The organism is Escherichia sp. E.sYA108, assembly GCF_011754335.1.
In the GTDB taxonomy this organism is placed as follows: domain Bacteria; phylum Pseudomonadota; class Gammaproteobacteria; order Enterobacterales; family Enterobacteriaceae; genus Escherichia; species Escherichia coli.
This window is the reverse complement of record NZ_JAAQVZ010000001.1, coordinates 267,066-292,004: the sequence shown is the minus strand read 5'-3', so window position 1 is coordinate 292,004 and position 24,939 is coordinate 267,066. Positions and strand designations below refer to the sequence as shown.

25 protein-coding genes are annotated in these 24,939 nt (G+C 53.5%); 19 read left to right on the top strand and 6 right to left on the bottom strand.

Annotated features, from left to right (window positions below; all coding sequences use genetic code 11):
* The first annotated feature begins 137 nt into the window (after nt 1–137).
* The gene (locus HBM92_RS01320; RefSeq protein ID WP_000964718.1) at nt 138–764 is read left to right on the top strand and encodes a lysoplasmalogenase; all 627 of its coding nucleotides are present in this window, start codon (nt 138–140) and stop codon (nt 762–764) included.
* 73 nt (nt 765–837) lie between these two features.
* Nucleotides 838–3,036 (top strand): Zn(II)/Cd(II)/Pb(II) translocating P-type ATPase ZntA, encoded by a 2,199-nt coding sequence (gene zntA, locus HBM92_RS01315; protein ID WP_000106605.1) that lies wholly within the window; start codon nt 838–840, stop codon nt 3,034–3,036.
* A 260-nt stretch (nt 3,037–3,296) separates the two neighbouring features.
* Here the strand turns inward: zntA and tusA are convergent, their stop codons facing one another.
* Nucleotides 3,297–3,542 carry a sulfurtransferase TusA gene (tusA, locus tag HBM92_RS01310; protein WP_000130621.1) on the bottom strand — a complete coding sequence of 82 codons (246 nt, stop codon included), beginning with the start codon at nt 3,540–3,542 and terminating at the stop codon, nt 3,297–3,299.
* Between the two features lie 220 nt (nt 3,543–3,762).
* On the opposite strand from tusA, the gene HBM92_RS01305 reads away from it, so the two are divergent.
* Nucleotides 3,763–4,428, top strand: a complete 666-nt coding sequence (locus tag HBM92_RS01305; protein ID WP_001100463.1) for a 7-cyano-7-deazaguanine/7-aminomethyl-7-deazaguanine transporter — start codon at nt 3,763–3,765, stop codon at nt 4,426–4,428.
* A gap of 72 nt (nt 4,429–4,500) precedes the next feature.
* Nucleotides 4,501–5,058: a phage sensitivity protein DcrB gene (gene dcrB, locus HBM92_RS01300; RefSeq protein ID WP_001245284.1), complete on the top strand. Its 558-nt coding sequence runs from the start codon at nt 4,501–4,503 to the stop codon at nt 5,056–5,058.
* Between the two features lie 3 nt (nt 5,059–5,061).
* On the opposite strand, the gene HBM92_RS01295 is transcribed toward dcrB, so the two are convergent.
* A complete protein-coding gene (locus tag HBM92_RS01295; protein WP_001298004.1) occupies nt 5,062–6,312 on the bottom strand; it encodes an MFS transporter in 1,251 nt (416 codons plus the stop codon).
* A 98-nt stretch (nt 6,313–6,410) separates the two neighbouring features.
* Between HBM92_RS01295 and HBM92_RS01290 the strand changes: the two genes are divergently transcribed.
* The 15 genes from HBM92_RS01290 (at nt 6,411) to HBM92_RS01220 (ending at nt 19,334) form a co-directional block, all read left to right on the top strand.
* Nucleotides 6,411–7,460, top strand: coding sequence for an AI-2E family transporter (locus HBM92_RS01290; RefSeq protein WP_001297987.1), 1,050 nt, complete (start codon nt 6,411–6,413; stop codon nt 7,458–7,460).
* A 54-nt stretch (nt 7,461–7,514) separates the two neighbouring features.
* Complete coding sequence (gene acpT, locus HBM92_RS01285) at nt 7,515–8,102, top strand: 4'-phosphopantetheinyl transferase AcpT (protein WP_000285789.1); 588 nt, start codon at nt 7,515–7,517, stop codon at nt 8,100–8,102.
* A 110-nt stretch (nt 8,103–8,212) separates the two neighbouring features.
* Nucleotides 8,213–9,787 (top strand): nickel ABC transporter substrate-binding protein, encoded by a 1,575-nt coding sequence (gene nikA, locus HBM92_RS01280; RefSeq protein ID WP_000493122.1) that lies wholly within the window; start codon nt 8,213–8,215, stop codon nt 9,785–9,787.
* Entirely contained in the window at nt 9,787–10,731 is a 945-nt protein-coding gene (nikB, locus tag HBM92_RS01275; RefSeq protein WP_000947070.1) for a nickel ABC transporter permease subunit NikB, read from the top strand. Before nikA ends, nikB begins: the two co-directional genes overlap by 1 nt.
* The gene (gene nikC / locus HBM92_RS01270; RefSeq protein WP_001008953.1) at nt 10,728–11,561 is read left to right on the top strand and encodes a nickel ABC transporter permease subunit NikC; all 834 of its coding nucleotides are present in this window, start codon (nt 10,728–10,730) and stop codon (nt 11,559–11,561) included. The genes nikB and nikC overlap by 4 nt, the downstream gene beginning before the upstream one ends.
* Entirely contained in the window at nt 11,561–12,325 is a 765-nt protein-coding gene (gene nikD / locus HBM92_RS01265) for a nickel import ATP-binding protein NikD (RefSeq protein WP_001136233.1), read from the top strand. Before nikC ends, nikD begins: the two co-directional genes overlap by 1 nt.
* Nucleotides 12,322–13,128 carry a nickel import ATP-binding protein NikE gene (gene nikE / locus HBM92_RS01260; protein ID WP_000173679.1) on the top strand — a complete coding sequence of 269 codons (807 nt, stop codon included), beginning with the start codon at nt 12,322–12,324 and terminating at the stop codon, nt 13,126–13,128. The genes nikD and nikE overlap by 4 nt, the downstream gene beginning before the upstream one ends.
* A gap of 5 nt (nt 13,129–13,133) precedes the next feature.
* Nucleotides 13,134–13,535, top strand: coding sequence for a nickel-responsive transcriptional regulator NikR (nikR, locus tag HBM92_RS01255; protein ID WP_001190062.1), 402 nt, complete (start codon nt 13,134–13,136; stop codon nt 13,533–13,535).
* 198 nt (nt 13,536–13,733) lie between these two features.
* On the top strand, nt 13,734–14,480 hold the full coding sequence (locus HBM92_RS01250) for a GntR family transcriptional regulator (RefSeq protein ID WP_001304937.1): 747 nt from the start codon (nt 13,734–13,736) through the stop codon (nt 14,478–14,480).
* 24 nt (nt 14,481–14,504) lie between these two features.
* Nucleotides 14,505–14,978: a PTS sugar transporter subunit IIA gene (locus HBM92_RS01245; RefSeq protein WP_001443177.1), complete on the top strand. Its 474-nt coding sequence runs from the start codon at nt 14,505–14,507 to the stop codon at nt 14,976–14,978.
* Nucleotides 14,975–15,256, top strand: coding sequence for a PTS sugar transporter subunit IIB (locus HBM92_RS01240; RefSeq protein ID WP_000084021.1), 282 nt, complete (start codon nt 14,975–14,977; stop codon nt 15,254–15,256). The genes HBM92_RS01245 and HBM92_RS01240 overlap by 4 nt, the downstream gene beginning before the upstream one ends.
* A 76-nt stretch (nt 15,257–15,332) precedes the next feature.
* Entirely contained in the window at nt 15,333–16,691 is a 1,359-nt protein-coding gene (locus HBM92_RS01235; RefSeq protein WP_001304938.1) for a PTS galactitol transporter subunit IIC, read from the top strand.
* Nucleotides 16,684–18,192: an FGGY-family carbohydrate kinase gene (locus HBM92_RS01230; RefSeq protein ID WP_001304939.1), complete on the top strand. Its 1,509-nt coding sequence runs from the start codon at nt 16,684–16,686 to the stop codon at nt 18,190–18,192. Before HBM92_RS01235 ends, HBM92_RS01230 begins: the two co-directional genes overlap by 8 nt.
* Entirely contained in the window at nt 18,182–18,451 is a 270-nt protein-coding gene (locus HBM92_RS01225; RefSeq protein WP_000949581.1) for an HPr family phosphocarrier protein, read from the top strand. Before HBM92_RS01230 ends, HBM92_RS01225 begins: the two co-directional genes overlap by 11 nt.
* A 31-nt stretch (nt 18,452–18,482) precedes the next feature.
* Nucleotides 18,483–19,334 (top strand): class II aldolase, encoded by an 852-nt coding sequence (locus HBM92_RS01220; RefSeq protein WP_001131791.1) that lies wholly within the window; start codon nt 18,483–18,485, stop codon nt 19,332–19,334.
* Nucleotides 19,335–19,443: 109 nt separating this feature from the next.
* Here HBM92_RS01220 and HBM92_RS01215 read toward each other — a convergent pair whose 3' ends face one another.
* From HBM92_RS01215 to yhiY, 4 genes are all read right to left on the bottom strand, one after another.
* Entirely contained in the window at nt 19,444–20,568 is a 1,125-nt protein-coding gene (locus tag HBM92_RS01215) for an ABC transporter permease (RefSeq protein ID WP_001314210.1), read from the bottom strand.
* On the bottom strand, nt 20,568–23,303 hold the full coding sequence (gene rbbA, locus HBM92_RS01210) for a ribosome-associated ATPase/putative transporter RbbA (protein WP_000149094.1): 2,736 nt from the start codon (nt 23,301–23,303) through the stop codon (nt 20,568–20,570). Before rbbA ends, HBM92_RS01215 begins: the two co-directional genes overlap by 1 nt.
* Complete coding sequence (locus HBM92_RS01205; RefSeq protein WP_000361470.1) at nt 23,300–24,367, bottom strand: HlyD family secretion protein; 1,068 nt, start codon at nt 24,365–24,367, stop codon at nt 23,300–23,302. Before HBM92_RS01205 ends, rbbA begins: the two co-directional genes overlap by 4 nt.
* A 62-nt stretch (nt 24,368–24,429) precedes the next feature.
* Nucleotides 24,430–24,543, bottom strand: a complete 114-nt coding sequence (gene yhiY / locus HBM92_RS25180; RefSeq protein ID WP_001304942.1) for a protein YhiY — start codon at nt 24,541–24,543, stop codon at nt 24,430–24,432.
* Between the last annotated feature and the right edge of the window lie 396 nt (nt 24,544–24,939).

The window sequence follows — 24,939 nt, the reverse complement described above, 5'->3', positions numbered from 1 at the left end:
TATCCCTCATCGGAAAATGCGGAAATAAGCATACCCTGCCAGTTATGGTGTTGTCATCCGTCCACCCTCGCCACTAAACTGGAAGCAAGACCGTAGGCATTCCGCTTACGAAAAAATAACGAATTCAAGGAACTAAGATGCTTTGGTCGTTTATCGCTGTCTGTCTTTCCGCATGGCTATCTGTGGATGCATCGTATCGTGGGCCAACCTGGCAACGCTGGGTGTTTAAACCGTTAACCCTTCTTCTCCTGCTGTTGCTGGCCTGGCAAGCGCCGATGTTCGACGCCATTAGCTATCTGGTGCTGGCGGGGCTGTGTGCCTCACTGCTGGGCGATGCGCTAACCCTGTTGCCACGTCAACGTCTGATGTACGCCATCGGCGCGTTTTTCCTCTCGCACCTGCTGTACACCATCTATTTCGCCAGTCAGATGACGCTCTCTTTCTTCTGGCCTCTGCCGTTGGTGCTGCTGGTTCTGGGCGCGCTGTTACTGGCGATTATCTGGACGCGTCTGGAAGAGTATCGTTGGCCTATCTGCACGTTTATCGGCATGACGCTGGTGATGGTGTGGCTGGCAGGTGAACTGTGGTTCTTCCGTCCGACCGCTCCGGCGCTCTCTGCGTTTGTCGGCGCTTCGTTGCTGTTTATCAGTAACTTTGTCTGGCTGGGTAGTCACTATCGCCGACGCTTCCGTGCGGATAACGCCATTGCCGCGGCCTGCTACTTTGCTGGTCACTTCCTCATCGTCCGCTCGCTGTATCTCTGATAAAACTTGACTCTGGAGTCGACTCCAGAGTGTATCCTTCGGTTAATGAGAAAAAACTTAACCGGAGGATGCCATGTCGACTCCTGACAATCACGGCAAGAAAGCCCCTCAATTTGCTGCGTTCAAACCGCTAACTACGGTACAGAACACCAACGACTGTTGCTGCGGCGGCGCATGTTCCAGCACGCCAACTCTCTCTGAAAACGTCTCCGGCACCCGCTATAGCTGGAAAGTCAGCGGTATGGACTGCGCCGCCTGTGCGCGCAAAGTGGAAAATGCCGTGCGCCAGCTTGCAGGCGTGAATCAGGTACAGGTGTTGTTCGCCACCGAAAAACTGGTGGTGGATGCCGACAATGACATCCGGGCACAAGTTGAATCTGCGGTGCAAAAAGCGGGCTATTCCCTGCGCGATGAACAGGCCTCCGACGAACCACAAGAATCACGCCTGAAAGAGAATCTGCCGCTGATTACGCTTATCGTGATGATGGCAATCAGTTGGGGGCTGGAGCAGTTCAATCATCCGTTTGGTCAACTGGCGTTTATCGCGACCACGCTGGTTGGGCTGTACCCAATTGCTCGTCAGGCATTACGGCTGATCAAATCTGGCAGCTACTTCGCCATTGAAACCTTAATGAGCGTAGCCGCTATTGGTGCGCTGTTTATTGGCGCAACGGCTGAAGCTGCGATGGTGTTGCTGCTGTTTTTGATTGGTGAACGACTGGAAGGCTGGGCCGCCAGTCGCGCGCGTCAAGGGGTCAGCGCGTTAATGGCGCTGAAGCCAGAAACCGCCACGCGTCTGCGTAACGGTGAGCGTGAAGAGGTGGCAATAAACAGCCTGCGGCCTGGCGATGTGATTGAAGTTGCGGCAGGTGGGCGTTTGCCTGCCGACGGTAAACTGCTCTCACCGTTTGCCAGTTTTGATGAAAGTGCCCTGACCGGAGAATCCATTCCTGTGGAGCGCGCGACGGGCGATAAAGTTCCTGCAGGCACCACCAGCGTAGACCGTCTGGTAACGCTGGAAGTGCTGTCAGAACCGGGTGCCAGCGCCATTGACCGGATTCTGAAACTGATTGAAGAAGCCGAAGAGCGCCGCGCACCTATTGAGCGGTTTATCGACCGTTTCAGCCGTATTTACACGCCAGCGATTATGGCCGTCGCCCTGCTGGTAACGCTGGTGCCGCCGCTGCTGTTTGCCGCCAGCTGGCAGGAGTGGATTTATAAAGGGCTGACGCTGCTGCTGATTGGTTGCCCGTGTGCTTTAGTTATCTCCACGCCCGCGGCGATTACCTCCGGGCTGGCGGCAGCAGCGCGTCGTGGGGCGTTGATTAAAGGCGGCGCGGCGCTGGAGCAGCTGGGTCGTGTTACCCAGGTGGCGTTTGATAAAACCGGTACGCTGACCGTCGGTAAACCGCGCGTTACCGCGATTCATCCGGCAACGGGTATTAGTGAATCTGAACTGCTGACACTGGCGGCGGCGGTCGAGCAAGGCGCGACGCATCCACTGGCACAGGCCATTGTGCGCGAAGCACAGGTTGCTGAACTCGCCATTCCCACCGCCCAATCACAGCGGGCGCTGGTCGGGTCTGGCATTGAAGCGCAGGTTAACGGTGAGCGCGTGTTGATATGCGCTGCCGGAAAACATCCTGCTGATGCATTTGCTGGTTTGATTAATGAACTGGAAAGCGCCGGGCAAACGGTAGTGCTGGTAGTTCGTAATGATGACGTGCTGGGTGTCATTGCGTTGCAGGATACCCTGCGCGCCGATGCTGCAACTGCTATCAGTGAACTGAACGCGCTGGGTGTCAAAGGGGTGATCCTCACCGGCGATAATCCACGCGCAGCAGCGGCAATCGCCGGGGAACTGGGGCTGGAATTTAAAGCGGGCCTCTTGCCGGAAGATAAAGTTAAAGCGGTGACCGAGCTGAATCAACATGCGCCGCTGGCGATGGTCGGCGACGGTATTAACGACGCGCCAGCGATGAAAGCCGCCGCCATTGGGATCGCAATGGGCAGTGGCACAGATGTCGCACTGGAAACCGCCGACGCGGCGTTGACGCATAACCACCTGCGCGGCCTGGTGCAAATGATTGAACTGGCGCGCGCCACTCACGCGAATATTCGCCAGAACATCACTATTGCGCTGGGGCTGAAAGGCGTTTTCCTCGTCACCACGCTGTTAGGGATGACCGGCCTGTGGCTGGCAGTGCTGGCAGATACCGGTGCGACGGTGCTGGTAACGGCGAATGCGTTACGGTTATTGCGCAGGAAATAAAGAGGCTATCAGTCTACGGTCCAACAATGCCGGATGCGGCGTGAACACCTTATCCGGCCTACACAGAGCATCGAACTCGTAGGCATGATAAGACGCGACAGCGTCGCATCAGGCATTGTGCACCGTATCGCCAGATGCAGCTTGAACGCCTTATCCGGCCTACAAACCGGTTTCAAGCAGCAACATTGAGCGCGATCGGTCCCCTCGCCTCTCTGGGGAGAGGGTAAGGGAAAGGCAGTATCGAAGCCCATCTTCCCCCATCAACCGCCTTTACGAATCAAATAACGATAAGGCAGTCCATCCGTCTCTTTAGCAACCAGTTCGTGTTCCATAAAGGTACAAAACCCAGGAATATCACGGGTCGTCGCCGGATCGTCAGCAATAATCAGCAACGTTTCACCTGGCTGCATATTGCGCACTGTTTTGCGCACCATCATTACTGGTTCCGGGCAGCGCAGGCCAAGTGCGTCGAGTGTGTGGTCAGGGCTGGAAAAGAGATCGGTCATTTTCTTCTCATCACATAAAAAAACGGCGCTAGTTTACGCCCTGTGAGTCCGTAAGCAAACCAGGTTAACGATTGCGTGAAAATTAACCATTGCATTGTCAACGTAAAGCAGTATCATGCGGCGGCTCGAAAAAAGGGTAAGCACGTTATTATGTTAAGGTAACAGACGTGTCGTACGTATTGGGTTCCCTCACCCCAATGGTTAATCAAAAAGGTACAATATGAACGTTTTCTCGCAAACGCAACGCTATAAGGCGTTGTTCTGGCTATCGCTATTTCATCTGCTGGTGATCACCTCCAGCAACTATCTGGTACAGCTCCCGGTCTCCATTTTTGGTTTTCATACCACCTGGGGCGCGTTTAGCTTTCCGTTTATCTTTCTCGCTACTGACCTGACCGTGCGTATTTTTGGCGCGCCGCTGGCTCGTCGCATCATCTTTGCGGTAATGATCCCCGCATTGCTGATCTCCTACGTCATCTCATCGCTGTTTTATATGGGGTCATGGCAAGGATTCGGCGCGCTCGCCCACTTCAACCTGTTTGTCGCCCGTATCGCCACCGCCAGTTTCATGGCCTACGCGCTGGGGCAGATCCTCGACGTGCACGTTTTTAACCGCCTGCGTCAGAGTCGTCACTGGTGGCTGGCACCGACAGCGTCCACACTGTTCGGTAACGTCAGCGACACGCTGGCCTTCTTCTTCATTGCCTTCTGGCGTAGCCCGGATGCCTTTATGGCTGAACACTGGATGGAAATCGCGCTGGTCGATTACTGTTTCAAAGTGTTAATCAGTATCGTTTTCTTCCTGCCAATGTATGGCGTATTACTCAATATGCTGTTGAAAAGACTGGCAGATAAATCCGAAATCAACGCTTTGCAGGCGAGTTAAAGGTTCGTTATCAGAGTTGTGATAAGATGGATGAATGAGCCGTTATGGCCGTTTATCGAAAGGAAGAAGTCAATGCGCAATCTGGTTAAATATGTCGGAATTGGCCTGCTGGTTATGGGGCTTGCGGCCTGTGATGATAAAGACACTAACGCTATGGCGCAGGGTTCGGTCGCAGAAAGTAACGCGACCGGGAATCCCGTCAACCTGCTTGATGGCAAGTTAAGTTTCTCGCTGCCAGCGGATATGACCGACCAGAGCGGTAAGCTGGGAACGCAGGCCAATAACATGCATGTCTGGTCCGACGCCACAGGGCAGAAAGCAGTCATCGTCATCATGGGCGATGATCCGAAAGAAGATCTGGCGGTGCTGGCGAAGCGTCTGGAAGATCAGCAACGTAGCCGCGATCCGCAGCTGCAAGTGGTAACCAATAAAGCCATTGAGCTGAAAGGTCACAAAATGCAGCAGTTAGACAGCATTATCTCCGCGAAAGGCCAGACGGCGTACTCTTCCGTTATTCTGGGTAACGTGGGTAATCAACTGCTAACCATGCAAATTACGCTGCCAGCTGACAATCAGCAAAAAGCACAGACCACCGCAGAAAACATCATTAATACGCTGGTTATTCAGTAAGTTTTAAGATGATGAGGCGGCCTCAGGTATTTCCACCGGAGGCCGTTTTTTTAATCGCCACGTCAGTAATAACGCGATTGCGACCAGTCCCGCCGCCGCCAGATAAATCACCGGAACGCCCGCCCAACTCATCACCAGCCCAGCCAGTGGTCCGGTCACGCCAAGCGATAAATCCATAAATACGGTGTAAGTTGCCAGCGCCGCCCCCTGATTTTGCTGCGGAACCGCTTTTACCGCCACTACGCCCAATGCAGGGAACACCAGCGAAAACCCCGCCCCCGCCAGTAAGACGCCGATTTTCGCCATCCACGGCATAGTTGCCACGCCAACCAGTAGCAGGCCGATTATCTCAACGCTAAAGCAAATCATCGCCACGTTTAAGCCGCCGATACGGTTAATGCCGTTAGGGAATAACAAACGCGTACCGACAAACGCACAGCTAAACAGCGTCAGCGCGAAAGCCGCACCGTCCCAACCTTTAGCGTCATAAAACAGCGTGATAAAGGTGGCGATAACGCCAAATCCGGCGGAAGCCAGTGCCAGCGCCATACCGTACAGCCAGACGCGCCCAAGCACCGCACGAAACGGCAGCGGTTTGCCTTTACTGGCTTTTACCGTCGGACGCGGGATCGCCAACAAAATGGCCACCAGTGCCACGCCCATAATGATTAACGCTAACGCCTGCAATCCGCCCCAGTGATAAAACACGACACCTAACGGCGCACCCATCGCCATCGCCCCGTAAGTGACAATACCGTTCCACGAAATCACCCGCCCGATATGTAGCGAACCAACCACGCCAACACCCCACAGGGTCGATCCCGTTCCGGCAAAACTTTGTCCAATCCCAAGGATTACGCGCCCCAGGCACAGTAATAACAGGCTGATGACGGGCAGACTGGCGGTTAATCCTGCCGTCAGATATCCCAGACCGCTCAAAAAGCAGCCGCATAAACCGAAGACGACAATCTTTTTTGGTCCCAGTAAATCGGCGTAACGTCCGGCATGAGGACGGCTCAGCAAGGTGGCAAAATATTGCAGGCTGATAACCAACCCTGCCCAGAATGCACTAAATCCCATTACATCATGGACATAGCCCGGTAATACAGCGAGCGGCAACCCGATGGTAAGGTAGCTGGCGAAGTTAAACATGACAATGGAGACAATGCGCAAATTCAGGCGCAATCCGTTTAGCGCGGGTTCGGCTACGGGTTCGGGCATGAGGATCACCACATTTTTACAACAGTGTTTCATTTTTACCATGTGCTGACGTGAAAATCAGCAGTAAGAATCAGAATATTGCTGGCGTGACTCCCGCTACACTTAATACAAAAAGTCACAAGGAAGCCCCAATGGAAACCCCTCAACCCGATAAAACGGGCATGCACATTCTGCTCAAGTTGGCCTCGCTGGTAGTGATCCTCGCGGGCATTCACGCAGCGGCAGATATCATTGTGCAGCTATTACTGGCGCTGTTTTTTGCCATCGTTCTCAACCCGCTCGTCACCTGGTTTATTCGTCGGGGGGTACAACGCCCCGTTGCCATTACGATTGTGGTTGTGGTGATGCTGATCGCACTCACCGCGCTGGTCGGCGTACTGGCGGCATCGTTTAACGAATTTATCTCTATGCTGCCGAGGTTTAATAAGGAGCTGACGCGCAAACTTTTTAAATTGCAGGAGATGTTGCCTTTTCTTAATTTGCATATGTCGCCGGAGCGAATACTGCAGCGGATGGACTCGGAAAAAGTGGTTACCTTCACCACGGCGCTAATGACCGGGCTTTCCGGGGCAATGGCGAGCGTGCTTTTGCTGGTGATGACCGTAGTTTTTATGCTGTTTGAAGTGCGCCACGTCCCTTACAAAATGCGTTTCGCGTTGAATAATCCACAGATTCACATCGCCGGACTACACCGCGCACTTAAAGGCGTTTCGCATTATCTGGCGTTAAAGACGCTACTCAGTTTATGGACAGGCATAATCGTCTGGCTGGGGCTGGAGCTGATGGGGGTGCAGTTTGCGCTGATGTGGGCAGTACTGGCGTTTTTGCTCAACTACGTGCCCAATATCGGTGCGGTAATTTCCGCCGTACCGCCAATGATTCAGGTGCTGCTGTTTAATGGTATTTACGAATGTATTCTGGTCGGCGCATTGTTTTTAGTGGTCCATATGGTCATCGGCAATATTTTAGAACCACGGATGATGGGCCATCGCCTGGGGATGTCCACCATGGTGGTATTTCTTTCATTGTTAATTTGGGGATGGCTGCTCGGCCCGGTAGGGATGCTACTTTCGGTGCCATTAACCAGCGTGTGTAAAATCTGGATGGAAACCACCAAAGGCGGCAGCAAACTGGCGATTTTACTGGGGCCAGGCAGACCGAAAAGTCGGTTACCGGGATGAGGCGACAAGTGTTACGATACGCACTTTCATTTTCCATTAAACGTTGGCCCTGATATGTATCGGATAGTTCTGGGGAAAGTTTCGACCTTAAGCGCAGCTCCTCTGCCACCGGGTTTACGCGAGCAAGCACCGCAAGGTCCACGACGTGAACGCTGGCTGGCGGGGCGTGCATTGCTTTCGCACACGCTTTCCCCGCTACCGGAGATCATCTATGGCGAACAAGGCAAACCTGCATTCGCGCCGGAAACGCCGCTATGGTTCAACTTAAGCCATAGTGGTGACGATATCGCCCTGCTGTTGAGCGATGAAGGCGAAGTCGGCTGCGATATCGAAGTGATTCGCCCGCGCGCCAACTGGCGCTGGCTGGCGAACGCCGTATTCAGCCTTGGGGAACATGCCGAGATGGACGCCGTGCATCCTGATCAGCAACTGGAAATGTTCTGGCGCATCTGGACGCGCAAAGAAGCCATCGTTAAACAGCGTGGCGGCAGCGCCTGGCAAATCGTCAGCGTAGACAGCACCTATAACTCCTCGCTGTCAGTCAGCCATTGTCAGCTAGAAAATTTAAGCCTGGCGATCTGCACCCCTACCCCCTTTACGCTCACCGCCGACAGTGTGCAATGGATCGATTCAGTTAACTGATCCGCCCACCCGACTGCCCATCTATTGATCCAGAACAGGTAATCAGTATGACGAATACTTAAAATCGTCATACTTATTTCCGCCATCTATTTTAATCCATTGGGGTTACCATGTTCTCTACACTCCGCCGCACTCTATTTGCGCTGCTGGCTTGTGCGTCTTTTATCGTCCATGCCGCTGCACCAGATGAAATCACCACCGCCTGGCCGGTGAATGTCGGGCCACTAAACCCGCACCTTTACACGCCTAACCAAATGTTCGCCCAGAGCATGGTTTATGAACCGCTGGTGAAATATCAGGCAGACGGTTCGGTGATCCCGTGGCTGGCAAAAAGCTGGACTCATTCAGAAGATGGTAAAACCTGGACCTTCACCCTGCGTGATGACGTGAAATTCTCCAACGGCGAACCGTTTGATGCAGAGGCGGCGGCAGAAAACTTCCGTGCAGTGCTCGATAACCGTCAACGTCACGCCTGGCTGGAGCTGGCAAACCAGATTGTTGATGTCAAAGCACTCAGCAAAAACGAGCTGCAAATCACCCTGAAAAGCGCCTACTATCCTTTCCTGCAAGAACTGGCCCTGCCCCGTCCTTTCCGTTTTATCGCACCCTCGCAGTTTAAAAACCACGAAACCATGAACGGAATTAAAGCGCCGATTGGCACCGGGCCGTGGGTTTTACAGGAATCGAAACTGAATCAGTACGATGTCTTCGTCCGTAACGAAAACTACTGGGGCGAAAAGCCGGCGATTAAAAAGATCACCTTTAACGTGATCCCGGACCCGACTACCCGCGCGGTGGCGTTTGAAACTGGCGATATCGACCTGCTGTACGGAAACGAAGGGTTATTACCGCTCGATACCTTCGCCCGCTTTAGCCAGAACCCGGCTTACCACACTCAACTGTCACAGCCGATCGAAACCGTGATGCTGGCGCTCAATACCGCCAAAGCCCCCACCAACGAGCTGGCAGTCCGTGAAGCTCTTAATTACGCGGTGAACAAAAAATCGCTGATTGATAACGCGTTGTATGGTACCCAGCAGGTCGCCGACACCCTGTTTGCCCCTTCTGTGCCCTACGCCAACCTCGGCCTGAAACCGCGCCAGTACGATCCGCAGAAAGCGAAAGCGTTGCTGGAAAAAGCCGGTTGGACGCTGCCTGCAGGCAAAGACATCCGCGAGAAAAATGGTCAGCCGCTGCGCATTGAACTGTCGTTCATCGGCACCGATGCGTTAAGCAAATCGATGGCGGAAATCATTCAGGCTGATATGCGCCAGATTGGCGCAGATGTCTCGCTGATTGGCGAAGAAGAGAGCAGTATCTATGCTCGTCAGCGCGACGGTCGTTTTGGCATGATTTTCCACCGCACCTGGGGCGCGCCATACGATCCACACGCCTTCCTGAGTTCAATGCGCGTACCGTCGCACGCTGACTTCCAGGCACAGCAAGGTTTAGCCGACAAGCCGCTGATTGATAAAGAGATCGGCGAAGTGCTGGCGACCCATGACGAAACGCAACGTCAGGCGCTGTATCGCGACATTCTGACCCGTCTGCATGACGAGGCGGTTTATCTGCCTATCAGTTACATCTCAATGATGGTGGTTTCAAAACCGGAACTGGGTAACATCCCCTACGCGCCGATCGCCACCGAAATCCCGTTCGAACAGATTAAACCGGTGAAACCTTAATGTTGCGTTATGTATTACGCCGCTTTCTGCTGCTGATCCCGATGGTGCTCGCCGCCTCGGTGATCATTTTTTTGATGCTGCGCCTCGGCACCGGCGACCCGGCGCTTGATTATTTGCGTTTATCTAACCTGCCGCCGACGCCGGAGATGCTGGCCTCTACTCGAACTATGCTGGGGCTGGATCAGCCGCTGTACGTCCAGTATGGCACCTGGTTGTGGAAGGCGCTGCATCTTGACTTTGGTATCTCATTCGCCAGCCAACGCCCGGTGCTGGACGATATGCTGAATTTCCTGCCCGCCACGCTGGAACTTGCAGGTGCGGCGCTGGTATTAATTCTGCTCACCTCCGTACCGCTCGGTATCTGGGCGGCGCGCCATCGCGATCGTCTGCCGGATTTCGCCGTCCGTTTCATCGCGTTTCTCGGCGTGTCGATGCCTAACTTCTGGCTGGCGTTTTTACTGGTGATGGCGTTTTCGGTGTATCTGCAATGGCTACCCGCGATGGGTTACGGCGGCTGGCAGCACATCATTTTGCCTGCGGTATCCATCGCCTTTATGTCGCTGGCGATTAACGCGCGTTTGCTGCGCGCCAGTATGCTGGACGTCGCCGGTCAGCGTCACGTCACCTGGGCACGACTGCGTGGTCTGAGCGACAAACAGACCGAACGCCGCCATATTCTGCGCAATGCCTCGCTGCCGATGATCACTGCCGTGGGGATGCACATTGGCGAACTGATTGGCGGGACGATGATTATCGAAAACATCTTTGCCTGGCCGGGCGTCGGGCGCTATGCGGTGTCGGCGATTTTTAACCGTGACTATCCGGTGATCCAGTGCTTTACGCTGATGATGGTGGTGGTTTTTGTGGTCTGTAATTTGATTGTCGATTTGCTCAACGCCGCGCTGGACCCGCGTATTCGTCGTCATGAAGGAGCGCACGCGTGAACTTTTTCCTCTCCTCCCGCTGGTCGGTTCGCCTGGCGCTGATCATTATCGCCCTGCTGGCGCTGATTGCGCTCACCAGCCAGTGGTGGCTGCCGTATGACCCTCAGGCTATTGATTTGCCGTCGCGCCTGCTCTCGCCGGATGCGCAGCACTGGCTGGGCACCGATCATTTAGGGCGCGATATTTTCTCGCGGCTGATGGCAGCGACCCGCGTGTCGCTCGGCTCGGTAATGGCCTGCCTGCTGTTGGTGCTGATATTAGGGCTGATTATTGGCGGCAGCGCCGGGCTGATTGGCGGGCGCGTTGATCAGGCCACCATGCGCGTCGCTGATATGTTTATGACCTTCCCAACCTCGATTCTGTCGTTCTTTATGGTCGGCGTGCTCGGCACCGGGTTGACCAATGTGATTATAGCCATCGCCCTGTCGCACTGGGCGTGGTATGCACGCATGGTGCGTAGCCTGGTGATTTCACTGCGCCAGCGCGAGTTTGTGCTGGCATCACGGCTTTCTGGCGCGGGCCATGTGCGGGTGTTTATTGATCATCTGGCAGGTGCGGTGATCCCCTCGCTGCTGGTGCTGGCGACGCTGGATATCGGTCATATGATGCTACACGTCGCGGGGATGTCCTTCCTCGGTCTCGGCGTGACCGCGCCGACCGCCGAATGGGGCGTGATGATTAACGACGCGCGTCAGTATATCTGGACCCAGCCGCTGCAAATGTTCTGGCCGGGGCTGGCGCTGTTTATCAGCGTGATGGCCTTTAACCTGGTGGGTGACGCACTGCGCGATCATCTGGACCCTCATCTGGTGACGGAGCACGCACACTAATGCCACAACAGATTGAACTCCGTAATATCGCGCTACAGGCCGCGCAGCCGCTGGTGCACGGCGTATCGTTAACCCTGCAACGTGGGCGTGTGCTGGCGTTAGTCGGCGGTAGTGGCAGCGGGAAGTCGCTGACCTGCGCCGCGACGCTGGGCATTCTGCCTGCTGGCGTTCGCCAGACGGCGGGGGAAATTTTGGCCGATGGAAAACCGGTTTCTCCCTGCGCCCTGCGCGGCATCAAAATTGCCACCATCATGCAGAACCCGCGCAGTGCCTTTAATCCGCTGCACACCATGCACACCCACGCGCGTGAAACCTGCCTGGCGCTGGGGAAACCCGCCGATGACGCTACGCTTACCGCTGCCATAGAAGCGGTGGGGCTGGAAAACGCCGCGCGCGTGCTGAAGCTCTACCCGTTCGAGATGAGCGGCGGCATGTTGCAGCGCATGATGATTGCGATGGCGGTGCTGTGCGAATCACCGTTTATCATCGCCGATGAACCAACCACCGATCTCGACGTTGTAGCACAGGCGCGCATCCTCGATCTGCTGGAAAGCATTATGCAAAAACAAGCACCGGGAATGCTGCTGGTTACCCATGATATGGGCGTGGTAGCGCGTCTGGCAGACGATGTGGCGGTAATGTCTCACGGTAAGATTGTTGAACAGGGCGATGTAGAAACGCTGTTTAACGTCCCCAAACATGCGGTAACGCGCAGCCTGGTTTCCGCTCATCTCGCCCTCTACGGTATGGAGCTGGCATCATGACTTTACTTAACGTCTCCGACCTTTCCCATCACTACGCGCACGGTGGATTTAGCGGCAAACATCAACACCAGGCGGTGCTGAATAACGTTTCCCTGGCCCTGAAAAGCGGTGAAACCGTCGCCCTGCTGGGGCGCAGCGGCTGCGGAAAAAGTACCCTCGCGCGGCTGCTGGTAGGGTTAGAGTCGCCCTCACAGGGAAATATTAGCTGGCGCGGCGAACCGTTGGCGAAGCTCAATCGCGCGCAACGTAAAGCGTTCCGCCGTGATATTCAAATGGTGTTTCAGGACTCCATCAGCGCCGTGAATCCGCGCAAAACCGTGCGCGAGATCCTGCGTGAACCGATGCGCCACCTGCTATCGCTGAAAAAAGCCGAACAACTGGCGCGCGCCAGTGAAATGCTGAAGGCGGTCGATCTCGACGACAGCGTGCTCGACAAACGCCCACCGCAGTTAAGCGGCGGCCAGCTCCAGCGCGTCTGCCTGGCTCGCGCGCTGGCGGTCGAACCGAAACTGCTGATTCTGGATGAAGCGGTTTCGAACCTTGATCTCGTGTTACAGGCGGGCGTCATTCGCCTGCTGAAAAAGCTGCAACAACAGTTTGGCACCGCCTGCCTGTTCATCACCCACGACTTACGCCTGGTGGAACGCTTCTGTCAGCGGGTGATGGTGATGGACAACGGACAAATCGTCGAAACCCAGGTGGTGGGAGATAAATTAACCTTTTCCTCTGACGCCGGACGTGTGCTACAAAACGCGGTATTACCCGCATTCCCCGTGCGCCGTCGCACCACAGAAAAGGTTTAACGCAAATGCAACGAGTCACCATCACGCTTGATGACGATTTACTGGAGACGCTGGACAGTCTGAGCCAGCGTCGTGGTTATAACAACCGTTCCGAGGCGATCCGCGATATTCTGCGTAGCGCTCTGGCGCAGGAAGCCACTCAACAACACGGCACACAAGGTTTCGCGGTGCTGTCGTATGTGTATGAACACGAAAAACGCGACTTAGCCAGCCGTATTGTCTCCACCCAGCATCATCACCACGATCTCTCAGTTGCTACTCTGCATGTGCACATTAATCACGACGACTGTCTGGAAATCGCCGTGTTGAAAGGTGACATGGGCGACGTGCAGCATTTTGCCGATGACGTCATCGCCCAGCGCGGCGTGCGGCACGGGCATTTGCAGTGCTTGCCGAAGGAAGATTAACACCTACCAACGCGCCGTTATTTCCTGACGGCGCAGTAAACTTCTGACAAATATCGACTCACGTCACATTTTTTTGATCACGATTTGGTCCCTCAAAATGTGAGACGCTTCGATCCTCTTTTTCTCCCGTTCACCTACTATACGCTTGAAGTTGTCCATGATTGTCCATAGACAACTGTAAATGTTCAGGTGCGCGCCATGAAATCATTAAGTAAGTCGTCACAAATACCGCTCTATCAACAAGTGGTGGAGTGGATAAGAGAAAGTATTTATACCGGGGATCTGGTGGAAGACGATCGCATTCCTTCGGAATACCAGATTATGGATATGCTGGAAGTGAGCCGGGGAACCGTTAAAAAAGCGGTCGCCCAACTGGTAAAAGAAGGCGTGTTGATACAGGTCCAGGGGAAGGGAACATTTGTCAAAAAAGAGAACGTGGCATATCCGTTAGGTGAAGGATTATTGTCATTCGCGGAATCGCTGGAAAGCCAGAAAATACACTTTACCACTGAAGTTATTACGTCACGGATTGAACCGGCTAATCGTTATGTGGCAGAGAAATTAAGAATAACGCCCGGTCAGGATATTCTTTACCTTGAGCGTTTACGTTCAATTGGTGATGAAAAAGCGATGCTGATAGAGAACCGTATCAATATTGAGCTATGCCCCGGCATCGTGGAAATCGATTTTAATCAACACAATTTATTTCCAACAATAGAAAGTTTGTCGAAAAGAAAAATTCGTTACTCGGAAAGTCGCTATGCCGCGCGATTAATTGGTAATGAACGCGGTCATTTTTTAGATATCAGTGAAGATGCACCCGTTTTGCATCTGGAGCAATTAGTCTTTTTCTCCCGAGAGTTACCCGTTGAGTTTGGCAACGTCTGGTTAAAAGGAAATAAATATTATCTGGGCACCGTGCTGCAACGGCGGGAATTGAGTTAAATACACTTTTTTATGAGGAATAAAATGCAAGGCATACAGTTTCAGGAAAATTATATTCAACGACTTCCGGCAGGGTTAAGCGTTGAACAGATCATCCGTCAGTTAGCGCAACCGTTGGTTGCTGCTGAGCTGGTGGTCCCTGATTTTGCCGATCACGTACTGAAACGTGAAGCGACGTACCCAACGGGGCTGCCTACCGAACCGCCGTGCGTCGCCATTCCGCACACGGACCATAAACATGTCAGGCACAATGCAATTGCCGTCGGTATTTTGCCAGAGCCGGTAGAGTTTGCCGATATGGGCGGCGACCCTGATCCCGTGCCTGTCAGGGTGATTTTTTTGCTCGCCTTAAGCGAAAGTAACAAACAATTAAATGCCCTGGGCTGGATTATGGAGATGATTCAGGATACGCCCTTTATGCAAGCCTTGCTTACAATGGAAACAACAAAAATACACACAGTAATCTTAAACAAAATGAATGAACGAGGTGAAATATGAGTCAAACCATTTTATTTGTCTGCGCCACGGGTATTGCCACATCCACGGCGGTAACAGAAAAAGTCATGGAGTATTGCAAAGAGCACGGCCTTAACGTCAATTATTCCCAAACCAACGTTGCCTCTTTACCCGGTAATACCGACGGCGTAGCGCTGGTTGTTTCAACGACTAAAGTGCCTTATGAACTCGACGTGCCGGTGGTTAACGGCTTACCCATTATTACCGGTATTGGCGAAGAGAAAGTACTGGCGCAAATTGTTTCGATCCTTAAAAAGTAATTAATAATAATTAATTTCAACCCACTCCATCAGGCGCTAACGCGAGGTGCGCTCTCGCCTGAAAAAGAGGTTTATTATGAACGATATCGCGCATACCCTCTATAATATTGTGCAATATATATTGGGATTTGGTCCCACGGTAATGTTGCCGTTGGTGTTATTTATTCTTGCTCTCTTTTTTAAAGTAAAACCCGCTAAAGCCTTACGTTCGTCATTAACGGTCGGCATTGGTTTTGTCGGTATTTATGCCATTTTCGATATTCTTACCAGCAATGTCGGGCCAGCGGCCCAGGCGATGGTTGAACGCACCGGAATTAATTTACCGGTGGTGGATTTAGGCTGGCCGCCGCTTTCCGCTATTACATGGGGTTCGCCAATTGCCCCGTTTGTTATTCCCCTGACTATTCTGATTAACGTGGCGATGCTGGCGTTAAATAAAACCCGCACCGTTGACGTAGATATGTGGAACTACTGGCATTTTGCCCTTGCCGGTACGCTGGTTTATTACAGCACCGGCAGCCTGTTCTTTGGTTTGCTGGCAGCGGCGATTGCTGCGGTGGTAGTACTTAAACTCGCCGACTGGTCTGCGCCACTGGTACAAAAATACTTTGGCCTGGAAGGGATCTCTTTGCCGACGCTCTCTTCGGTGGTGTTCTTTCCGGTCGGTCTGTTGGTCGACAAAATCATCGACCATATCCCCGGCCTCAATCGTATTCATATCGACCCGGAAACCGTACAGAAAAAGTTTGGCATCTTCGGCGAACCGATGATGGTTGGCACTATTCTGGGCATTCTGCTCGGCGTAATTGCCGGATACGATTTCAAAAAAGTCTTGCTGCTTGGCATCAGCATTGGCGGTGTGATGTTCATCCTGCCACGCATGGTACGCATCCTGATGGAAGGTTTATTACCGCTGTCTGAAGCCATTAAAAAGTATCTCAATGCCAAATACCCTGACCGTGACGATCTCTATATCGGCCTGGATATCGCCGTTGCCGTAGGTAACCCGGCGATTATCTCCACCGCCCTGCTGCTGACGCCAATCTCGGTCTTTATCGCGTTTGTCCTCCCAGGTAATGAAGTCCTGCCGCTTGGTGACCTTGCCAACCTGGCGGTAATGGCGTCGATGATTGCTTTAGCCAGCCGTGGCAATATTTTCCGCACCGTTCTGGCGGCGATCCCGGTGATTATTGCCGACCTGTGGATTGCGACTAAAATCGCACCGTTTATTACCGGCATGGCGAAAGACGTTAACTTCAAATTTGCCGAAGGCTCCAGCGGCCAGGTTTCCAGTTTCCTTGATGGCGGTAACCCGTTCCGCTTCTGGCTGCTGGAAATCTTCAACGGCAATATCATCGCCATTGGTCTGGTGCCGGTTATCGCCCTGGTACTGTATGGCATTTTCCGAATGACGCGGAGCACGGTTTATGCCTGATAACAGCGCAGCTATCGTTATCGATATTGGCACCACCAATTGCAAAGTCACCTGCTTTTCCTGCCTGGACGCAACGACGTTGGGCGCGCATAAATTCGTGACGGCAAAGCAGATCTCCCCACAGGGCGATGTCGATTTCGATATCGACGCCCTCTGGCAGGAGGTCCGCCAGGCGATAGCGCAACTGAACGCCGCTTCGCCGCTGCCGGTCAGGCGGATAAGCATTGCCAGTTTTGGCGAGTCAGGGGTGTTTCTTGACGAACATGGCGAGATCCTGACGCCAATGCTGGCATGGTATGACCGTCGCGGTGAAGAGTATCTGGCAACGCTTAGCGAGGCAGACAGTGCGGCACTTTATGACATTTGCGGGTTACCACTGCACAGCAATTACTCTGCCTTCAAAATGCGTTGGTTGCTGGAGCATTATCCGCTGCGCAATCGTCGCGGCCTGCGCTGGCTACATGCACCGGAAGTGCTGCTCTGGCGGCTGACTGGCGAACAGCGAACGGATATCACCTTAGCCAGCCGTACACTGTGCCTGGACGTGCGCAAAGGCGAATGGTCAGCGAAAGCGGCGGCGTTGTTACACGTTCCCTGTTCAGCATTTGCGCCATTGGTGCAGCCAGGCGAACACGCCGGATGGGTCAGTGAGTCGCTCTGTAAAACGCTTGGGTTCTCGCAATCGGTCAGCGTGACGCTGGCCGGACATGACCATATGGTGGGTGCGCGGGCGTTGCAGATGATGCCGGGCGATATCCTTAACTCGACGGGCACCACGGAAGGCATTCTGCAACTGGATACACAACCGACGCTGGATGAACAGGCCAAACGTGACAAGCTGGCAAACGGCTGTTACTCGCTTGCCAACCAGTTCACCCTGTTTGCTTCTCTGCCCGTGGGCGGTTTCGCGCTGGAGTGGCTGCGTAACACGTTCCGGCTAACCGATGAGGAGATCGCCGTGTCGCTCAATCGTGGGTATGCGGATTATCTGGCGGGGAACTGGTCGCTTGATGACATTCCCGTTTTTATTCCGCATCTTCGCGGTTCGGGTTCGCCCTATAAAAATCGCCATACCCGAGGATTATTTTATGGGCTTGGCGATACGTTAAATATCGATATGTTAATTGCCAGCGTCTCACTGGGATTAACCATGGAATTTGCCAACTGCTTCGCCTGTTTTAATGTGCCCGGCACCAGCGCGTTAAAAGTGATAGGTCCGGCAACCCATAATCCCCTTTGGCTGCAATTAAAGGCGGATATTTTACAGCGTCCGGTTGAAGCAATTGCATTTAACGAGGCGGTTTCTGTCGGAGCATTATTAACCGCCGCACCGGATATTCCACCGCCGCAAGTCACCATAGCCCAACGTTTGTTACCGAATCGGGCGAGATACCATCAATTACAGCGTTATCAGCACAAATGGAAAAGCTGGTATCAGTTGAAATTACAGCAAGAAGGCGTGATGCCATTACATCATCGGGAGGAGCACTATGTTGAGTAAAACCGTGGAAGTCAGAAACAGTACTGGCCTGCATGCACGTCCGGCGGCCTGTCTGGCGAAAGCCGCCAAAAAATATAGCTGTAAAGTGACGCTGCACTATGAAGGTAATGATATTAATGCCACCAGCATGATGAATATTATGCGCGCCGGAATAAAAGGCGGAAAAACGGTGGAAATACGCTGCGAAGGTGATGATGAAAACGAGGCAATACAAACTCTCACTACCTTATTTCGCGACCGCTTCGGTGAAGCTGAATAATTAACTGATATTAAAAGATGAGGTTTTCAATATGCCATTAGTTAATGGACGGATACTGCTCGACCGCATTCAGGAAAAACGGGTATTAGCGGGCGCATTTAATACCACCAATCTGGAGACAACGATTTCAATTTTAAACGCCATTGAGCGTTCAGGATTACCCAACTTCATTCAGATTGCGCCCACCAATGCACAACTGTCGGGATACGATTACATTTATGAAATCGTGAAACGTCACGCTGATAAAATGGATGTTCCGGTCAGTCTTCATCTTGATCACGGGAAAACTCAGGAGGATGTTAAACAGGCGGTGCGCGCGGGCTTTACCTCGGTCATGATTGACGGTGCCGCATTCTCTTTTGAAGAGAATATCGCTTTCACCCAGGAAGCTGTCGATTTCTGTAAATCCTATGGCGTACCGGTTGAAGCGGAGCTGGGGGCGATTCTCGGCAAAGAAGACGATCACGTCAGCGAAGCCGATTGCAAAACGGAACCGGAAAAGGTGAAGACCTTTGTCGAACGCACCGGTTGCGACATGCTGGCAGTTTCTATTGGTAACGTTCATGGCCTGGACGATATACCGCGGATCGATATCCCCCTGCTGAAGCGCATTGCCGAAGTCAGCCCGGTGCCGCTGGTTATTCACGGCGGCTCCGGTATCGCCCCGGAGATATTACGCAGTTTCGTTAATTATCGCGTCGCTAAAGTGAATATCGCCAGCGATCTGCGCAAAGCGTTTATCACCGCAGTCGGCAAAGCGTATGTGAATAATCACAACGAGGCGAATCTGGCACGGGTGATGGCATCAGCAAAAAACGCCGTCGAGGAAGATGTGTATAGCAAAATCCTGATGATGAATGAGGGGCATCGGTTGGGTAAGTAAATCTTCGCCGGATGCGGCGTGACGCCTTATCCGGCCTACAAAACCACTAAAATTCAATAAATTGCACCAATGCGTAGACCCTATAAGCTTACGCATCGGGCAACTGTAATTACGCCATTGTCCCAATTGTCTTCCTGAATCTCAGCAGTGCGATGGTGAAAAACGCGCCGCCAATTGCCATCAGTGTCAGGAACTGCGGCCAGACGATTTCGAATCCGGCACCACGGTAGAGGATGGCCTGCGCGAGGCTAACAAAGTGTGTCGTCGGCATGGTCAGCATAATGTCCTGCACCATCTGCGGCATACTTTCGCGCGGCGTGGAACCACCGGAAAGCATTTGCAGCGGCAGCAGCACCAGAATCACCAGCAGCCCCAGTTGCGGCATTGAACGCGCTATCGTCCCCATAAAAATGCCGATTGACGTGGTGGCAAACAAACTGAGCGCCACGCCCAGCATAAACAGCGGGATCGAGCCTTCAATCGGTACGCCCAGCACGCCTTTCACCATCAGCACCAGCGATAATCCCGACACCACCAGCACCACCAGCCCCATCGACCAGACCTTTGCCATCATGATCTCAAACGGCGTTATCGGCATCACCAGTAAGTGTTCCACCGTGCCGTGTTCACGCTCGCGGATCAGTGCCGATCCGGTCAACACAATCGCCAGCATGGTAATGTTGTTGATGATCGCCATCACCCCGCCAAACCACGCGGGATCGAGGTTCGGGTTAAAGCGCATCCGGGTTTCCAGCGATACCAACGGTTCGCTGTTATCACGGTAGCGCGCGACAAAGCTGTTCACTTCACCGTTGATAATATTCTGGATATAACCGTTGCCAGTGAATGCCTGGCTCATGCGCGTGGCATCGACGTTCACCTGAATATCCGGCTGGCGTCCGGCGAGGACATCACGCTGAAAATTAGGCGGAATATTTATCGCGAAGGTATAACGTCCGGCGTCCAGTCCGGCATCCATCTCATCGGCGGTGATCATCTCCGGTGGCAAAAACCACGGGCGATAGAAGCTGTTAACGATCCGGTTCGACAACTGCGATTGATCCATATCGGCTATGGCGATCGGCGCGAGGTTCAACGATCCTGGCGTAACGGTCGCTGACGAATACACCGACACCGTAAACGAGAAGACAATCAGCGTCAGCATCGCTTTATCACCGAGCAGACTGCGCAACTCTTTGATACCCAGATTAAAAATATTGCGTAAATGGCGCATCATCCCTCCTGTTTTTTCAGCAGCAGGATGCTTAAGCCCATCACCAGCGGTATGGCTATCAGCAACGGGATAAAAAGTTGCCACAAATCAGTCAGATCCAGCGCTTTCGAGAACGTTCCGCGGGCGATAGTCAGAAAATGACTGGTGGGATAAACCTCGCCGATCCAACGTCCTGGACCTTCCAGCGAAGCTACCGGATCGATCATCCCGGAAAACTGTGTCGCCGGGATCAACGTGATAATTGCCGTACCGAAAATGGCGGCAATCTGGCTTTTCATAAAGGTGGAGATCAGCAGCCCCATTCCGGTGGCGATGATGATATACAGCAGCGCCGCCAGGGTGAGAGTCAGGAAACTGCCTTTATGCGGTACGCCAAACACAAACACCGACAGGGCGCAGAGCAGGAAAAAGTTCAGCATCCCCAGCGCGATGTATGGCAGCTGTTTGCCAAGTAAAAATTCGCTACGGGTGGTGGGGGTCACGTAAAGGTTGATAATCGACCCTAGCTCTTTTTCCCGCACCACGCTAAGGGCGCTTAGCATTGACGGGATCATCATCAGCAGAAGCGGGATCACCGCCGGAACAATCGCCGGCAGGCTTTTTACGTCCGGGTTATAGCGATAGCGCGTCTCAATATTCATCAGCCCGCTTTGGCTGGCGGGTGTGGACTGTCGGCTCGCCACATCCTGTAGCCAGCTCTGGTGCATGGCCTGCACGTAACCTTTTACCGTTTCGGCGCGGCTCGGCATCGCACCGTCGATCCAGACACCGAGTTCCACGGGCGTACCACGCGCGATATCGCGCCCGAAATTGGGAGGGATCTCAATTGCCACCGTGATATCGCCCGCACGCATCCGACGATCAAGCTCGTCATAACTGGTGAGCGGTGGCTGTTCGATAAAGTAACGGGAACCGGAGAGATTGAGCGTCCACGCCTGGCTACTGACGGTTTGATCGCGGTCAAGCACCGCAAAGCGCAGGTTTTCCACATCCATACTGATGCCGTAACCCATTATCAGCATCAGGATCACCGTTCCCATCAGCGCCAGCGTCGAACGTACCGGATCGCGTCGCAGTTCCAGCGCTTCGCGGCGGCTGTAGCTAAACAGACGGCGCAGGCTGAATCCCTGACGTGGCGCGTGGGTGGTGTCGTGTACCACCGGCGGCGCTTCAGCTTCGTTGCTCTGCCCTGCCGCTTCCTGCAAATAAGCGATAAATGCCTCTTCCAGACTGGCGGCTCCGCGTTTCTCAACCAGTTCCGGCGGTGTACCGCTGGCGAGCACTTTTCCGGCGTGCATCAGTGAGATACGGTCACAACGTTCCGCTTCGTTCATAAAGTGGGTGGAGATGAAGATAGTCACTTTGTCCTGGCGCGAGAGATCCACCATCAACTGCCAGAACATATCCCTCGCCACCGGATCGACGCCAGAAGTCGGTTCATCAAGGATTAACATCTCCGGGCGATGAATCACCGCCACCGCCAGCGATAGCCGCTGGCGAATGCCGAGCGGCAATGACTCCGGCAATACATCTTCGACGTCGTTGAGCTTAAAACGCTCGCTCATTTCAGCCACTCGCGCGGGAATTTCCGCTTCCGGGATATGAAACAGACGAGCATGTAACTCCAGGTTTTGCCGCACGGTGAGTTCGTTATAGAGCGAAAACGCCTGCGACATATAGCCCACCCGGCGACGAGTATCGATATCTTTTGGATCAACCGGTTGCCCGAACAGCCACGCCTCACCTTCGCTGGCGGGCAGCAATCCGGTAAGCATTTTCATGGTGGTGGATTTACCACAGCCGTTCGAACCAAGAAAACCAAAAATCTCCCCGCGTGGAATGCGGAAATTGACGTGATCAACGGCAACGAAGGAACCAAAACGCATGGTCAGATCGCGCGCTTCGATGGCAATCTCTGCGTTTTCAGGTTGATACGGTGGGATCACTACCGCCTGATGCGCCTGCCGTTGTGCTTGCGGTAACAGATTTATAAATGCTTCTTCCAGCGTGGCGCTTTGCGTTTGCTGCCGCAACTCTTCGGCGCTGCCAGTTGCCAGCACTTCTCCGGCATTCATCGCTACCAGCCAGTCGAAGCGTTCCGCCTCTTCCATATAGGCGGTGGCAACCAGCACGCTCATATTGCTCTGCCGCTGGCGAATGCTGTCGATCAGATCCCAGAACTGGGCGCGGGAGAGCGGGTCAACCCCCGTTGTTGGCTCATCAAGAATCAACAATTCCGGGTCGTGGATTAACGCACAGCACAGCCCAAGTTTTTGCTTCATCCCGCCGGAGAGTTTCCCTGCCGGACGATCGCGAAACGGTGCTAATCCGGTGCTGGTCAGCAGCTCATTAATTCGCACTTCCCGCTCCGCTTTGTCGTGACCGAACAGGCGGGCGAAAAAATCGACGTTTTCATACACCGACAAGGTGTGGTAGAGATTTTTGCCCAGCCCCTGCGGCATCCAGGCGATGCGCGGGCAGACGTCGCGGCGATGCTTCGGGTCGCGCATATCGCCGCCCAGCACCATCACGCCGCCCTGCTCAATGACGCGAGCACCGGAAATCAGCGACAACAAGCTCGATTTACCGACACCATCCGGTCCAATCAGCCCGACCATGCAACGGGCCGGAATATCGAGTGTGATATTGTTCAGCGCAACGGTTTTTCCATAATGCTGGCTCACGCCCGCCAGTTGCGCGACAGGCGGGACGGGAACCAGTTCCAGATGCGTCATTGCGGCAACCTCACCACCAGGTCGTCAGGCCACGGAAGTTCTTCATTCACCCGCACCCACGCTACGCCCGGCAATCCGGTTTTGACATATTCCAGATGCTGCTGGAGTAATTCCGGTGGGATACGCGCTTTGACACGGAACATCAATTTCAGCCGCTCATCGCTGGTTTCGACAGTTTTTGGCGTGAACTGGGCGACGCTGGCGACAAAACTGATGGTCGCGGGAATACGCAGATCTGGTGCAGCATCAAGAATCAAACGTGCTTCACCGCCCAGTTTCAGCGTGCCCGCCTGTTCGGTTGGCAGAAAGAAGGTCATATAGACGTCGCTGAGATCGACCATATTCAGCACCCGACCGCCTGCTGCCAGCACTTCGCCTGGCTCAGCAACCCGATACTGCACGCGTCCGTCACGCGGGGCTTTCAGTTCGCTGTCATCGATATCTGCGGCAATGCGCCGTTCAGTGGCTTGTGCCGCTTCGACGCGAGTTTGCGCCTGAATGATATTGGTGCGTGCCGCCTCTATAGCGGCTTTAGAAGCAGAAACCTGAGCTTTTGCCGATTCCAGCGCAGCTCGGGCGCTCTCAGCGGCGGCGCGGTCGTCATCCAGCTGTTGCGCAGAAATTGCCCCCCGTTGTGCCAGTGAGCGGGAACGCGTATGACGTTTTGCTACGGAGTCCAGTTCTGCCTGGCGTTGATTAACCAGCGACTGTGCGGCACGAGTTTCGCTTTGGCGTTGCTCCAGCAAAGCCTGCGCGGCGGCAACGGCACTTTGTGCTTCTTTGATTTGCGCGATGGCTTCCAGTCGCTGTTCCTGCAACACGCGAGTATCCATCTTCGCCAGCACTTCACCTTCTCGAACAAACTGGCCTTCTTTCACCAGAATGGTGTCGATACGCCCGGCAATTTTGCTGGCGATATCCACTTCCGTCGCTTCAATGCGCCCATTGCTGACAGCAAAGCCTTCCGGCACACCCGCCGGGCGCAACAGCCACCACGCCACGACGGCAGCCACCGCCAGTGCCCCGACAACCCACCACGCCAGATGGCGCTTACTCTTATCCATAATCGACCCGCCATAATCCCTGTAAGCAATCGACGCGTGTTACAACTGCCACCGAACGATGTTCAGCGGATTCTTCCATCCGGGATAAGAAGGAAATGGCAAATACGACCAGCGCACAGAGCATTGAGCGCCAATGGGGAAGGCTTAGTGAAAACGGGTAGTAATGTTGTCATCATCAGCATTCCTGGCCGTAAATGAAACACGCATACTCATAAGTGAAATCAATTAAATACTAACAGTTATATTCATGTTGTCTATTTGATTGCCATCAACTTGTGATACATCGCGATGTTCTTCCGTTCGCTGGTGTTTTTTCCAAAAATATTCTGTACAGGTTCACAGATTCTGTTGCACAGGTTTCCGTAACAGGGAAACCTGATGACTATCACATAGCGTTATTATCGCCTGATATGCGAATAAATACCGAATATAAAATAATTTATTCTGAAAAGATGATAGATGATAAAGGCTCGTGGGTTTAATAAAATATTTCCTAAAAGACTCATTTAAAACAACAAAATAAGATAAAGATATTAATTCAGAGTTTATCTTAGGATAAATATTTATTTAAT